Raw genomic sequence first — 13,798 nt, forward strand, 5'->3', positions numbered from 1 at the left:
TGCGTCTGCTCGCGGGGTTGGGTGAGGCATGACCGAATTCACGGATGCTGCAGCTTTTCATGCCTTCAATGCGGGCATCGTCGACGAGTTCCGCGCCAACGGCGGCAAGGTCGGTGGCCAGTTCGAGGGCGGCAACCTGTTGCTCCTCACCACCACCGGCGCGAAGTCGGGCGAGCCTCGGCTCGCGCCGCTGGCGTATCTGCCCATCGACGGCAAGGTGATCATCGTCGGCTCGAAGGCCGGCGCCGACACCAATCCCGACTGGGTGCACAACCTGCGGGCCAATCCCCATGCCCACATCGAGATCGGTGCCGACGCCTATGACGTCGTGGCCCGCGAATTGCCCGCAGATGAGCGGGAGGCCACATATCCGTCGATCACGGCCGTGGCGCCCGTCTTCGCCGAATACCAGGCGAAGACGTCGCGCGTGATTCCGCTGTTCGAATTGGTTCGCGCCTAGCGCCCAACGTCGGCTTGTGTGCGAGATTTCACGAAGAACTCGCACACGAGCCGACCATGGACGCTGGTCCGTCTACAGCCGTTCGATGATGGTGGCGTTGGCCATGCCGCCGCCCTCACACATGGTCTGCAGTGCGTACCGGCCGCCGCGCTGCTCCAGGGCGTTGACCAAGGTGGTCATGATGCGTGCGCCGGAAGCGCCCAACGGGTGCCCGATCGCGATGGCACCGCCGTTGACGTTGGTCCGGGACAGGTCAGCCCCGGTATCGCGGGCCCAGGCCAGCACCACCGGCGCGAACGCCTCGTTGACCTCGAACAGGTCGATGTCGGCCAGCGAGAGTCCGGACCGGGCCAACACCTTCTCGGTCGCGGGGATGACGCCGGTCAACATGTACAGCGGGTCGGAGCCCACCGCGGTCATGGTGTGGATCCGAGCCAGCGGCTGCAGGCCGTGGGTTCGGGCGAAGGCGCCGCTGGTGATCATCACCGCCGCGCTGCCGTCGGACAAGGGCGATGAGTTTCCCGGCGTTATTTCCCACCGGATTTGGGGGAACCGGGCAGCGTACGCCTCGGTGTAGAACGCCGGTTTCAGCCCGGCCAGGGTGTCGACCGTCGTGCCGGGACGGATGATCTCGTCGGCACTCAGTCCAGCGATCGGCGCCAGCTCGTTGTCGAACAGCCCGTCTTTGGCCGCGCGGGCTGCCTTCTCGTGGCTGGTTGCGGAGAATTCATCGAGCTCGGTGCGCGACAGATTCCATTTGGCCGCGATCAGTTCGGCGCTGATACCTTGGGGTACCAGACCGTCCGGGTATCGTTCGGCCACACCGACCCCGAATGGGTTGCTGCCGGGCAGTACGTTCGATCCCATTGGCACGCGCGACATCGACTCCACGCCCGCCGCGATCACCACGTCGTAGGATCCGGCCAGAACTCCTTGCGCGGCAAAGGAAATCGCCTGCTGCGAGCTGCCGCACTGGCGGTCCACCGTGGTGCCGGGCACACTTTCGGGAAAACCGGCTCCCAGTAAGGCATTTCGGGCAATGTTCACCGCCTGATCGCCCACCTGCGTGACCGCGCCCGCGATCACGTCGTCGATCAGAACCGGGTCGACGCCAGTGCGGTCGACCACCGTGCGCAGGCTGTGTGCGAGCAGGTCGGCGGGCAGCACGTCATGCAGCGCGCCGCTGGCTTTGCCCTTGCCTACGGGCGTGCGTACCGCGGCGACGATGACGGCGTCACGGTCGGTGTATCCGGACATTTGTTCCTCCTGTGAACTCCACGCTGAGTACTGTTTCCTATACCTAGATGTAACAGCTGGGTTTACTAACAACAACCCAGCTGTAGAGTGATCTGCATGACAGTGCTGCTCGGGCCACTTGCCGAACGCGACAGCTGGTCGGCAGTCGGCCAGTGTTCGATCGAAAAGACCATGAACCTGGTGGGAACCAAATCGGCGATGCTGATCATGCGCGAGGCCTACTACGGCACAACACGTTTCGACGATTTCGCCCGACGGGTGGGGATAACCAAGGCCGCCACGTCGGCCCGGCTGGCAGAGCTGGTGGAGGCCGGCCTGCTCACCAGGCGGCCCTACCGGGAGCCCGGCCAACGGAGTCGCGATGAATACGTGCTGACCGACGCCGGTACCGCCTTCATGCCGGTGATCTGGGCGATGTTCGAGTGGGGGCGCAACTACATCTCCGACTCCGGGCTGCGGCTGACGCACCTGGGGTGTGGCGCAGAAGTCTCCGTGCAGGTCCGCTGCACGCAGGGACATGACGTCCCGCCTGAAGAACTCGGGGTGAAGCTGGCCCGACGGCGGAGATAGCACACAGCGCGGTGCAGGACACGGGGACGTTGCATGCGCTGCGGGTCGGGCGGTGTTGTGGTGGGATCAAACGTCATGGGAATCAAAGTGGCGCTGGAGCATCGCACCAGCTACACGTTCGACCGCCTGGTCGAGGTATATCCCCATGTGGTTCGGCTGCGCCCGGCGCCGCATTCGCGGACCCCCATCGAGGCCTACTCGCTGAAGGTGGAGCCCGCCGACCACTTCGTGAACTGGCAGCAGGATGCCTTCGGAAACTATGTGGCCCGCCTGGTGTTCCCAAACCGGACCCAGGATCTGACCATCACCGTTGGCCTGATCGCCGACCTGAGGGTGGTCAATCCCTTCGACTTCTTCATCGAAGAGTGGGCCGAGACAGTCCCGTTCGAGTACCCGGAAAGCCTGCGGGCCGACCTGGAACCATATCTGCGACCGGTCGACGGCGCCGAGGATCTGACGCGCGAATGGGTGAGTAACGTCCGCATCAGTCCGGGCACCAGAACCATCGACTTCCTGGTTTCGCTGAACCAAGCGGTGAACGCAGACATCGGGTACAGCCTTCGCCTCGAACCCGGTGTGCAGACACCGGATTTCACGCTGCGGACGGCCGTCGGATCCTGTCGTGACTCGGCCTGGTTGCTGGTGGCGATCCTGCGGCAGCTGGGCCTGGCCGCCCGGTTCGTCTCCGGCTATCTGGTCCAGCTCAGCTCCGACGTCGAGGCGCTCGACGGACCTTCCGGCCCGGCAGCGGATTTCACCGATCTGCATGCCTGGACCGAGGTATATATCCCGGGTGCCGGATGGATCGGGTTGGACCCGACGTCCGGGCTCTTCGCGGGCGAGGGGCACATCCCGCTGTCGGCCACCCCGCACCCCGAGTCGGCTGCCCCGATCACCGGTGCTACCGAATCATGCGAAACCACACTGGATTTCACGAATCGGGTGACTCGAGTCCACGAGGATCCGCGGGTCACGCTGCCGTACACCGAAACCGCGTGGGCAAAGATCTGCGAGGTGGGTGAACGAATCGACAAGCGGCTCGCCGACGCTGACGTCCGGTTGACCGTCGGGGGAGAGCCGACCTTCATCTCGATCGACGATCAGAGTGCCCCGGAATGGAGCACCGCAGCCGACGGTCCGCAGAAACGAGAACGCGCGTCCGTGCTGGCCGCGCGGCTCAAAACCCTCTGGGCGCCAGATGGTTTGGTGCAACGCAGTCAGGGCAAGTGGTACCCCGGAGAGCCGCTGCCACGCTGGCAGATCGTGCTGCTGTGGCGGACTGACGGTCAACCCCTGTGGCGTGACCCGCAGCTGCTTGCCGATCCCTGGGCCGATACCGGCAGCGATCCGGCCGACAGCAGCACACCGCTACGGTTACTCACCGAGATCGCCAGCGGCTTGGGTCTGCCGGACAGCCAGGTGCGGCCGGCCTACGAAGACCCGTTGGCACGCCTGGCCGATTCGGTGCGCCAACCCCGCGGGGAAGCGGTCGATCCCGGCGACGACCTGACCATCGACGATGCCGAGCAGCGAAAAGCATTGCTGCGCAGACTCGATCAGCCGGTCACCGCCCCGACTGCGTACGTGCTGCCGCTGCACCGGCGGGCCGACGACTCAGGGTGGGCCTCGGCGGACTGGCAGTTGCGCCGAGGTCGCCTGGTGTTGGTCGACGGCGATTCCCCGGCGGGTCTGCGGCTGCCGCTCAGTTCGATCAGCTGGCGCCCGCCGCGCCCCACCTACGACCATGATCCGTTGGTCGAAGGGCAGGTCGGCCCGCAGCGTGGGCAGGCCGTCGTCGAAAGTGCCGAGGGCGCCCCGGCCACCGCCGTGGTGGCCGAGGTGCGCGACGGCCTGCTGTATGTGTTCCTGCCGCCGATCGAGGCATTCGACGACTTCGCCGACCTGGTCTCCCGCATCGAGACGGCCGCGGCGGACATCGGCACCAAACTGGTCATCGAAGGCTACGGGCCGCCGACGGACTCGCGGCTGCAACGGATGAGCGTCACGCCGGATCCCGGCGTCATCGAGGTCAATGTCGCGCCGACGGTGAGTTTCACCGAGCAGGCCGCTCAGCTTCAGACCCTCTACGAGGAAGCTCGGCAGGCCCGGCTGTGTACCGAATCGTTCGACGTGGACGGCACCCACGGCGGAACCGGCGGGGGCAACCACATCACTTTGGGAGGTATCACCCCGGCGGACTCACCGCTGCTGCGCCGCCCGGATCTGCTGGTCTCGATGCTGACCTACTGGCAACGGCACCCGGCACTGTCGTACCTGTTCGCCGGCCGTTTTGTCGGCACCACCTCGCAGGCGCCCCGGGTCGACGAGGGACGCCCCGAGTCGCTCTACGAGCTGGAGATCGCCTTCGCCGAGATCGAGCGGCTCAGCTCCGGGCAGTCGTCCGACGCTGAAGATGGTCGCTCCGAAAGCGACCCCCCGTGGGTCACCGACCGGGCGCTGCGGCACCTGCTGACCGACATCACCGGCAACACCCACCGTGCCGAATTCTGCATCGACAAGCTCTACAGCCCCGACAGCGCCCGCGGGCGCCTCGGCCTGCTGGAATTGCGTGGGTTCGAGATGCCGCCGCATTTTCAGATGGCGATGGTGCAGTCGCTGTTGGTGCGGTCCCTGGTCGCGTGGTTTTGGGATCAGCCGCTGCGGGCGCCGCTGATCCGGCATGGCGACAACCTGCATGGACGATACCTGTTGCCGCACTTCATTATTCAGGATATTGCGCAGGTCGCTGCCGATCTGCGTGCCAACGGCGTGGCCTTCGAGACCAGTTGGCTCGACCCGTTCACCGAATTCAGGTTTCCGCGGATCGGTCATACCGTGATCGACGGCGTCGAGCTGGAATTGCGCGGCGCGATCGAACCGTGGAACACCCTGGGTGAGGAATCCACCGGGACGGGCACGGCGCGGTACGTGGACTCGGCGGTTGAACGCATCCAGGTCCGCCTGGTCGGGGCGGACCGGCACCGCTACGTGGTCACCGCCAACGGTCACCCGATCCCGTTGCTGGCCACCGATACCCCGGATGTCCAGGTCGGCGGCGTCCGGTTCCGCGCGTGGCAACCGCCCAGTGCCCTGCACCCGACCATCACCGTCGACGGCCCGCTGCGCTTCGAACTGATCGACGCTACGACCGGCTTCTCCAAAGGTGGCTGCACCTACCACGTATCGCATCCGGGCGGCCGGGCCTACGACACCGCCCCGGTCAATGCAGCCGAGGCCGAATCACGCCGGGGCAGGCGATTCGAAACCGCCGGATTCACCCCGGGCCGGGTCGATCTGGCCGATCTCCGGGAGAAACAAGCCCGGCAATCGACCGACACGGGTGCTCCCGGCATCCTCGATCTGCGCCGGGTGCGTACCGTTTTGCGGTAATGGTTCTGCACACTCCGAGCTCACATCAGCCGATAGATGCCACTGGTGCGCTCACCGCCTACCGCGGTGCCCGCGCCCAAGAGGCGTTGTTCGAGGTGCATGACGACGTATACGACGAGTTCGTCGATGACACCGGCCAGATCCGACCGGCCTGGCACGAACTCGCGGACTGTGTGACGACCCGGGGTAGGGCCGGCCTGGATCAGTTGCGCAGCGCGGTCCGCGCAGCGGTCGACAACGACGGCATCACCTACGTCCAGTTCGATCGCCACGGCGAGACCATCACCGATGTCGACGGGGTGCCGGCCGCGGGCACCTGGCAGCTCGACGCGCTTCCGGTGATGGTGTCGGCCGAAGACTGGAACACCCTGGAATCGGGTCTGGTGCAGCGGTCCCGGCTGTTGGACGCCGTGCTGACCGATCTCTACGGTGCCCGCAGCGCGATCACCTCAGGCGTGCTGCCCGCTGAGCTGTTGTTCGAACACCCGGGGTATGTGCGCGCAGCGCGTGGCATCGCGGTACCCGGCCGGCATCAGCTTTTCCTCCATGGCTGCGACGTCAGCCGCAACCGCGAAGGCCGGTTCACGGTCAACGCCGACTGGACCCAGGCGCCGTCGGGCGCCGGATACGCATTGGCCGACCGCAGGGTGATCGCGCATGCGGTGCCCGATCTGTATGAACAAGTGGCTCCACGGCCGGCGTCCCCATGGGCGCAGGCGCTGCGGCTCGCGCTGATCGACGCCGCGCCTGAGGCTGCCCAGGAACCCGTCGTGGTGGTGCTCAGCCCGGGCACGCATTCCGAGACCGCATTCGACCAGGCCTATCTGGCCGGCGTCCTGGGGTTCCCCTTGGTCGAGAGTGCTGACCTGGTGGTACGCGACGGCAAACTGTGGATGCGGTCGCTGGGCACACTCAAGCGGGTCGACGTGGTGCTGCGCCGGATCGACGCCGACTACGTCGATCCGTTGGACCTGCGACCGGACTCCAGGCTCGGCGTGGTCGGTCTGGTCGAGGCGCTGCGGCGCGGTGCGGTCACCGTGGTCAACACGCTGGGCAGCGGAATACTCGAAAGCCCTGGCATTCTTCGCTTTCTGCCGGAGTTGGCGCGGCTGCTCACCGGTGAGACGCCCGAGCTGGCCACCGCGCACTGTTACTGGGGCGGTATCGACGGCGAACGCGCACATCTGCTCGCGCGACTGGACAGCCTGCTGATCCGTCCGGTGGCCGGGGGACCGGACATCGTCGGACCGGCCCTGTCCCAGGCTGAACGGGAGGAGCTGGCCGCCCGGATATCCGCCGCTCCGACCCGGTGGATCGGTCAGGAGTTGCCCGAATATTCCTGTGCACCAATAGATGTACTCCGCAGCGGCCTGTCTGTCGGTGGCGTCGGGATGCGGTTGTTCGCCGTTGCGCAACGCAGCGGCTATGCACCGATGGTCGGCGGCCTCGGGTACATCATGGCGCGAGCCAATGGTGCATACGGCATGAACACCATTGCCGCCAAGGATGTTTGGGTGCGTACCTCCGATCGCGCCACGGCGGTTCCGGCCCAGCCGGTGGACCTGCCCGCGATGACCCCGAGCCCCACCCGCGCGGTGAGTTCACCGCGCGTGCTCTCCGATCTGTTCTGGCTGGGGCGGTACGCCGAGCGCGCCGAGTTCACCGCGCGACTGCTCACCGTCACCCGCGAGCGCCATCACGAGTACCGGCACCGCCGCGACCTCGCGGCCAGTGACTGCGTCCCGGTGCTGCTGACCGCTCTGGGCGTGATCACCGGCACCGACACCGGGGCTGACGGTGACCACGACGAACAGGTGGCCATCACGTTGACCACGCTGTGGGCATTGACCGCAGATCGGCACCGGCCCGGATCGTTGGCCCAGTCCGTGGAGCGACTCGGGCTCGCCGCGCGCGGTGTCCGTGACCAGATGTCCCACGACACCTGGATGGTGCTGGCCGGGGTCGAACGCGCGGTGCTGACGCCCTCCGATACCGCGCGGCGGCGGCGCCGCGCTCTGTTGCCTCCGGAGTCCAAGACCGAGGGAGAGACGTACCTGGCGACCGCGCACAGTCAGACGCTGGCCGGCATGCTCGCGTTGTCCGGGGTCGCGGCCGAATCGATGGTCCGCGACGTCGGCTGGACGGTCATGGACGTCGGCAAGCGCATCGAGCGGGGACTTGAGCTGACCGCGCTGCTGCGCGCCACCCTGGTGGCCGTCCGCGATACCGAGGCCGAACGGACTGTGACCGAGTCGGTACTGGTGGTCTGCGAGTCCTCGGTGATGTACCGGCGCCGGACGCTGGGCAAGGTCAGCGTCGCCGCGGTGGCCGATCTGGTGCTCTTCGACGAGGAGAACCCGCGGTCGTTGGCTTTCCAACTGGAGCGGTTGCGCACCGATCTGCGAGCGCTGCCATCCTCGACGGGCTCGACCCGTCCGGAACGGCTGATCGACGAGATCGGGGCCAGGCTGAGGCGTCTGGACCCGGTTGACCTCGAGCACATCGACGCAGACGGGCAGCGAGACGAATTGGACGAACTGCTGGCAGGCATCCACGCAGATCTGCGTGAACTGTCCGACCTGATCACGGCCACCCACCTGGCACTGCCCAGCGGTATGCAGCCGTTGTGGGGCCCCGACGAGCGCCGGATGATGCCATGACCAGGCAGTACCAGATCACTCATCGGACCACCTACCGGTATTCCGACGACGTCAGCAGCTCCTATGGCCGGGGCTTCTTGACTCCACGAGACGGTGCACGGCAGCGATGCCTGTCCCATGACCTCGTGGTCGACCCCGATCCGGCAGACGCCTCGACCAGCCGAGACGCCTACGACAACGTCAGCTCGTATTTTCATGTGACGCAACGACATCGGCAGCTGACGGTGATCGGGAACGCCGTTGTGCAGGTCGATCCGCCGCCGGCCGACTGGTACACCGCAGGCACGGCCGTCGCGCCCTGGGAGGCGGCCCGCCCGATCGGACCGGGCGGCGCGCTGGCCACCGAGTTCACCCTGGATCTGCAGCCCGAAGAGATCACCGACGAGGTGAGGGCTTATGCCGCACCGAGTTTCACCCCTGGACGGACCCTGATCGAGGTCTTGCGCGACCTGACCTCGCGAATCTTCACCGACTTCACTTACCGGTCCGGGTCGACGACGGTGTCCACCAGGGTCGGCGAGGTGCTGGCCGCCAGGGCAGGGGTCTGCCAGGATTTCGCCCGGTTGGCCATCGCCTGCCTGCGTGCCAATGGCCTTGCCGCGAGCTATGTTTCGGGATATCTGGCCACCGACCCACCGCCCGGTAAGGAACGCATGATCGGTGTTGATGCCACCCACGCCTGGGCTTCGGTGTGGACCCCAGGGGACCGGTGGCTGAGCCTGGACCCGACCAACGACCAGATGGTCGACGAGCGATACATCGTGGTGGGTTTCGGCCGCGATTATGCCGATATTCCTCCGCTGCGCGGCATCATCTACACCGACTCCGAGAGCAGCGTCATCGATGTCTCGGTGGACGTGGCGCCGCTGGACGTGGGGCAGCCGAGTGCGTGACTTCACCTGTCCCGCTTGTGGTCAACGGTTGGCCTTCGACAATTCGGTGTGTCTGGGCTGCGACAGCGCACTGGGCTTCTCGCTCGACGACATGGCGCTGCTGGTCATCTCCGAAGGTGCGAAGCACACCGGCTCGGTGGCTTCGGCCGACTACCAACTGTGCGCGAATCTTCACCTGGCCGAATGCAATTGGCTGGTTCACGTGAGTCCGGTACCGCAACTGTGCGCGTCCTGCGTGTTGACCAGGACGCGGCCCGGCGACACCGACAGCAAGGCGCTCGCGGCATTTGCCGAGGCGGAGAAGGCCAAGCGCCGACTACTCGTGGAGTGCCGCGAGCTGAACTTGCCGATCATCGGTCGCGATCAGGATCCGCAGCGTGGATTGGCATTCGACCTGTTGTCCAGCGGGCCGCGGCCGGTGCTCACCGGCCACCAGAACGGGGTCATCACGCTGGACCTGGCCGAGGGCGACGACGTCCATCGTGAGCAACTGCGCATCGCGATGGACGAGCCGTACCGAACCCTGTTGGGCCACTTCCGTCATGAGGTGGGCCACTACTACTTCTACCGACTGGTCGATCCGTCGGCCGAGCGCCTCGGCCGATTCGCCGAACTGTTCGGCGACCCCGGCCTCGACTATCAGGCTGCCCTGGACCAGCACTACGGTGGCGGTACGCCGGCGGGCTGGGAGCAGTCTTTCGTCTCGTCGTACGCGTCGATGCACCCGGCCGAGGACTGGGCCGAGACCTTCGCGCATTATCTGCACATCCGGGACACCCTCGATACGGCGGCGGCTTTCGGATTCGTCCCAGCCGGCGCCACCTTCGAACGAGGTGTATTGGGCCCCAGCGGTTTTGACACCCTGATCGAGCTGTGGCTGCCGCTGACCTGGGCGCTGAACATGGTCAATCGTTCGATGGGCAAAAAGGATCTGTATCCGTTCGTGCTGCCGCCGCCGGTGCTGGACAAGATGCGGTTCGTCCATTCCGTCGTCGACTCACCAGGTGAACGGTTCTGAATCGTTCACGCGCGGCGCGTTGACGCACAGCGTGACGTAGAGCACCATCGCGCACATGAAACGCGCGCGCATCGCCCACTTTGCAGCGGCCACAGTCGTTGCCGTGGCGGCACTTCAGCTGACGGGATGTAGCACCGGTGCCACCATCAAGCCCGACGGCGCAGCGCAGGCGGTAGTCAACCTGGTGTCGCAGAAGACGAAGTTCACGCCCACCGACGTGCAGTGCCCCTCGGGGATCGCGGCGAAGCCCGGTGGGGCCTTCGACTGCACGTTCACCGGGCCCCGCGGCGTGGCCTACCTGGCGCACATGAAGATTTCGAAGGTCGACGGCGAGAAGGCGGTATTCGACATCAACACCGAGCCGGTCAAGCCCGCACCGACCAACTAGCGCGCCACATCGTAACGGCTCCGTGATCTGAATTCACTGTGCCACGAGCATGATTCGCGGCCGTTCATTCCTAGGATTGCTCGGGTGAGCGATCGATACGGATCCGACGTGCTGTCCCGAAACCCGAACGCCAGGAAGCGCTCCACCGAGCAACCTGCCGAGATCGGCCTGGTGGTCGAGGATGCCCAGACCGGATATGTCGGCGCCGTCGTTCGGGTGGAGTACGGGCGGGTGGAGCTGGAGGACTTCGACGGTCACCGCCGGCCGTTCCCCCTGGGGCCCGGGTATCTGCTCGACGGCAACCCCGTCGAGCTGGTGGCGCCGCGTCGCTCGGCACCGGCCGCTGCCACCCGGTCGGCCTCGGGTTCGGTCGCGGTCAAGGGCCACAAGGCCCGTACTGCATTGGCCAGCCGCATCTACGTCGAAGGCCGGCACGACGCCGAGCTGGTCGAACAGGTGTGGGGACACGACCTGCGGGTCGAAGGTGTCGTCGTCGAATACCTCGGCGGCGTGGACGATCTGGCCGCCATCGTGCGCGAGTTCCAGCCCGGCCCGGGCCGCCGGTTGGGTGTGCTGGTCGATCATCTGGTGGCCGGTTCCAAGGAGGCCAGGATCGCCGAGCAGGTACGCCGCGGTCCCGGCGGGGAGCACACGCTGGTCGTCGGGCACCCTTTCATCGACATCTGGCAGTCCGTCAAACCCGCCCGTATCGGCAAGCAGGCCTGGCCCGTGATCCCACGCGGCATCGAGTGGAAGCACGGGGTGTGCGAGGCGCTGGGCTGGCCGCACGCCGACCAGGCTGACATCGCCCGGGCCTGGCAGAAGATCCGCGGCCAGGTACGCGACTGGAACGATCTGGAGCCGGCGCTGATCGGCCGGGTCGAGGAACTCATCGACTTCGTCACCGCGCCCGCCGGCTAGCGTTCGGCGCTTTGGTCGGCCCGGCGTGGTAAGTCTGAACAGTGTCTGACGGGCTGTTCGACCTCGACGCCGGTGACCCTGGCGCGGGGTCCTCGATATCCGCGCCACTGGCGGTGCGGATGCGGCCCGCCGGCCTCGACGAGGTGGTGGGCCAGGATCACTTGCTCAAACCCGGGTCACCGCTGCGCCGATTGGTCGAGGGATCCGGCGCGGCTTCGGTGATCCTGTACGGGCCTCCGGGCACGGGCAAGACCACCTTGGCCTCGCTGATCTCCGGCGCCACCGGACGCCGGTTCGAGGCCTTGTCGGCGCTGTCGGCCGGGGTCAAAGAGGTACGCGCAGTCATCGATGACGCGCGCCGGCACGCGATTCACGGCCGGCAGACCGTCTTGTTCATCGACGAGGTGCACCGGTTCTCCAAGACCCAGCAGGATGCGCTGTTGGCCGCGGTGGAGAACCGTGTCGTGTTGCTGGTGGCAGCGACCACCGAGAACCCGTCCTTCTCGGTGGTGGCCCCGCTGTTGTCCCGGTCGCTGATCCTGCAGTTGCAACCGTTGAACGCCGAGGCAGTGCGGACCGTGGTGCGGCGCGCGGTCGCCGACCCACGCGGGCTGGGCGGCGAAGTCGAGGTCGATGACGACGCGGTCGAACTACTGGTGACGCTGTCCGCCGGCGATGCCCGCCGAGCGCTGACCGCGTTGGAGGTGGCGGCCGAAGCCGGCGAACGGGTGACGGTCGAAGTCATCGAGCAGTCACTGGACAAGGCCGCGGTGCGGTATGACCGCGACGGCGACCAGCACTACGACGTGATCAGCGCCTTCATCAAGTCAGTGCGCGGCTCCGACGTCGACGCGGCGCTGCACTATCTGGCCCGGATGCTGACCGCAGGGGAGGACCCGCGGTTCATCGCGCGCCGGCTGATGATCCTCGCCAGCGAGGACATCGGCATCGCCGACCCGAGCGCCTTGCCGCTGGCGGTCGCCGCGGCTCAGACCGTGCAACTGATCGGGCTGCCGGAAGCCCAGCTGACCCTGGCGCACGCCACCGTGCACCTGGCGACCGCACCGAAATCCAATGCCGTGACCGCAGCGCTGGGCGCAGCCATGGCCGACATCAAAGCAGGCAAGGCCGGGCTGGTACCGCCGCATCTGCGGGACGGCCACTACGCGGGTGCCGCTGCGCTCGGACACGCGCAGGGCTACAAATACGCGCACGACCATCCGGGGGGCGTCGCGGCCCAGCAGTATCCGCCCGACGACCTGGTCGGGGTCGACTACTACCGGCCCACCGCGCACGGCGCCGAGCGGGAGATCGCCGGCCGGCTGGAAAAGCTACGGGCCATCATCCGGCGCAAGCGCTGACCCGCCGTCGCTCGGTCACACCAGCTCAGGCACCCGAAGGTGCGCAATGACCAGATCGAACTCGTGATCGTCGATCTCTGACGCGCCCGCTGCTTCGATGGAGGCGACCTTCAGCGCGGTGGCCTGATCCCGGTGGTCCTGCATCAACTGGCGACTGCGGAATGACACCGAGGACACCGCGCGCCCGGTGACCCGATCGATGAGCAGGCTGGCGCTGCAGAAGCCGGGAAGATGCTCGACCTGCCGCAGCACGGAGTCGCGGTAGTACTCGACGCCCTCGTCGACCAGGTCGCGCGGCACAGTGAGCCAGGTGGCACGCACGCAGGCACCGCTGTCCGAACTGTGTTCACGGTGCAGGACCGCGATCTCCCATTGCGCTGTCATCACCGTGCCGCCGAACCGTTCGGCAGCCAGGTTGCGGTACCGACGTGCCGACCCGGCGCTGTAGTGCAGCGCGTCCTCTGACTCCCATGCGCTGGTGGCAATGGACCGGCCCGACTTCCGGTCCACCATCAGCGACACTCCGATCGAGCCCGGGAGTTCTTGCAGCGCAGGCATCACCTGGTCGCGGACGAAGGCAATGCCGGCGTCGAGCTGGTCTGGGTGCGCCATCATCGTGGTAGAACGTGCGAACACGGTCCACCCCCTCTTGTTTCAGGGCGGCGCCCCGGTGGCGCCACCGGTCATTGACAACTGTCCTCCGCGGCGGTGCCGCGCACAATGCCCGGCGGCGGTGCCGCGCACAATGCCCGGCGGCGGTGCCGCGCACAATGCCCGGCGGCGGTGCCGCGCACAATGGTTGTTGGGCTGGTCGTACGGGCTGGGGTCAAAGCCGTGAACCTGCAGCCCGGTACTGTAATGCGGGCAACTACCTGGCCCA

The 13,798-nt window shown here is 66.9% G+C and carries 11 protein-coding genes; 9 read left to right on the plus strand and 2 right to left on the minus strand.

Annotated elements, in window-relative coordinates; genetic code table 11:
- The first annotated feature begins 28 nt into the window (after positions 1–28).
- Complete coding sequence (locus ABIA30_RS03240; RefSeq protein ID WP_370062001.1) at positions 29–460, plus strand: nitroreductase family deazaflavin-dependent oxidoreductase; 432 nt, start codon at positions 29–31, stop codon at positions 458–460.
- A 72-nt stretch (positions 461–532) separates the two neighbouring features.
- Here ABIA30_RS03240 and ABIA30_RS03245 read toward each other — a convergent pair whose 3' ends face one another.
- A complete protein-coding gene (locus ABIA30_RS03245; protein WP_370062003.1) occupies positions 533–1,717 on the minus strand; it encodes an acetyl-CoA C-acyltransferase in 1,185 nt (394 codons plus the stop codon).
- Between the two features lie 96 nt (positions 1,718–1,813).
- Here ABIA30_RS03245 and ABIA30_RS03250 point away from each other — a divergent pair, with 96 nt between their 5' ends.
- The 8 genes from ABIA30_RS03250 (at position 1,814) to ABIA30_RS03285 (ending at position 12,918) form a co-directional block, all read left to right on the plus strand.
- Complete coding sequence (locus tag ABIA30_RS03250; RefSeq protein WP_370062005.1) at positions 1,814–2,287, plus strand: winged helix-turn-helix transcriptional regulator; 474 nt, start codon at positions 1,814–1,816, stop codon at positions 2,285–2,287.
- 75 nt (positions 2,288–2,362) lie between these two features.
- Positions 2,363–5,677, plus strand: coding sequence for a DUF2126 domain-containing protein (locus tag ABIA30_RS03255; protein WP_370062007.1), 3,315 nt, complete (start codon positions 2,363–2,365; stop codon positions 5,675–5,677).
- The gene (locus tag ABIA30_RS03260; RefSeq protein ID WP_370062009.1) at positions 5,677–8,337 is read left to right on the plus strand and encodes a circularly permuted type 2 ATP-grasp protein; all 2,661 of its coding nucleotides are present in this window, start codon (positions 5,677–5,679) and stop codon (positions 8,335–8,337) included. The genes ABIA30_RS03255 and ABIA30_RS03260 overlap by 1 nt, the downstream gene beginning before the upstream one ends.
- Positions 8,334–9,230: a transglutaminase N-terminal domain-containing protein gene (locus ABIA30_RS03265; RefSeq protein ID WP_370062011.1), complete on the plus strand. Its 897-nt coding sequence runs from the start codon at positions 8,334–8,336 to the stop codon at positions 9,228–9,230. The genes ABIA30_RS03260 and ABIA30_RS03265 overlap by 4 nt, the downstream gene beginning before the upstream one ends.
- Positions 9,223–10,248, plus strand: coding sequence for a putative zinc-binding metallopeptidase (locus tag ABIA30_RS03270; RefSeq protein WP_370063287.1), 1,026 nt, complete (start codon positions 9,223–9,225; stop codon positions 10,246–10,248). Before ABIA30_RS03265 ends, ABIA30_RS03270 begins: the two co-directional genes overlap by 8 nt.
- Positions 10,249–10,303: 55 nt before the next feature.
- The gene (locus tag ABIA30_RS03275) at positions 10,304–10,636 is read left to right on the plus strand and encodes a DUF4333 domain-containing protein (protein ID WP_370062013.1); all 333 of its coding nucleotides are present in this window, start codon (positions 10,304–10,306) and stop codon (positions 10,634–10,636) included.
- A gap of 84 nt (positions 10,637–10,720) precedes the next feature.
- The gene (locus ABIA30_RS03280; protein WP_370062015.1) at positions 10,721–11,557 is read left to right on the plus strand and encodes a DUF3097 domain-containing protein; all 837 of its coding nucleotides are present in this window, start codon (positions 10,721–10,723) and stop codon (positions 11,555–11,557) included.
- A 41-nt stretch (positions 11,558–11,598) separates the two neighbouring features.
- Entirely contained in the window at positions 11,599–12,918 is a 1,320-nt protein-coding gene (locus ABIA30_RS03285) for a replication-associated recombination protein A (RefSeq protein ID WP_370062017.1), read from the plus strand.
- 15 nt (positions 12,919–12,933) lie between these two features.
- Here the strand turns inward: ABIA30_RS03285 and ABIA30_RS03290 are convergent, their stop codons facing one another.
- Positions 12,934–13,554 (minus strand): hypothetical protein, encoded by a 621-nt coding sequence (locus ABIA30_RS03290; protein WP_370062019.1) that lies wholly within the window; start codon positions 13,552–13,554, stop codon positions 12,934–12,936.
- Positions 13,555–13,798 lie beyond the last annotated feature (244 nt).

It is taken from the genome of Mycobacterium sp. MAA66 (genome assembly GCF_041261665.1).
Classification (GTDB): Bacteria; Actinomycetota; Actinomycetes; order Mycobacteriales; family Mycobacteriaceae; genus Mycobacterium.

Coding starts and splice junctions, on each gene's coding strand:
- ABIA30_RS03265 (WP_370062011.1), top strand. CDS start 8,334: ATGACCAGGCAGTACCAGATCACTCATCGGACCACCTACCGGTATTCC.
- ABIA30_RS03275 (WP_370062013.1), top strand. CDS start 10,304: ATGAAACGCGCGCGCATCGCCCACTTTGCAGCGGCCACAGTCGTTGCC.
- ABIA30_RS03250 (WP_370062005.1), top strand. CDS start 1,814: ATGACAGTGCTGCTCGGGCCACTTGCCGAACGCGACAGCTGGTCGGCA.
- ABIA30_RS03255 (WP_370062007.1), top strand. CDS start 2,363: ATGGGAATCAAAGTGGCGCTGGAGCATCGCACCAGCTACACGTTCGAC.
- ABIA30_RS03245 (WP_370062003.1), bottom strand. CDS start 1,717: ATGTCCGGATACACCGACCGTGACGCCGTCATCGTCGCCGCGGTACGC.
- ABIA30_RS03260 (WP_370062009.1), top strand. CDS start 5,677: ATGGTTCTGCACACTCCGAGCTCACATCAGCCGATAGATGCCACTGGT.
- ABIA30_RS03240 (WP_370062001.1), top strand. CDS start 29: ATGACCGAATTCACGGATGCTGCAGCTTTTCATGCCTTCAATGCGGGC.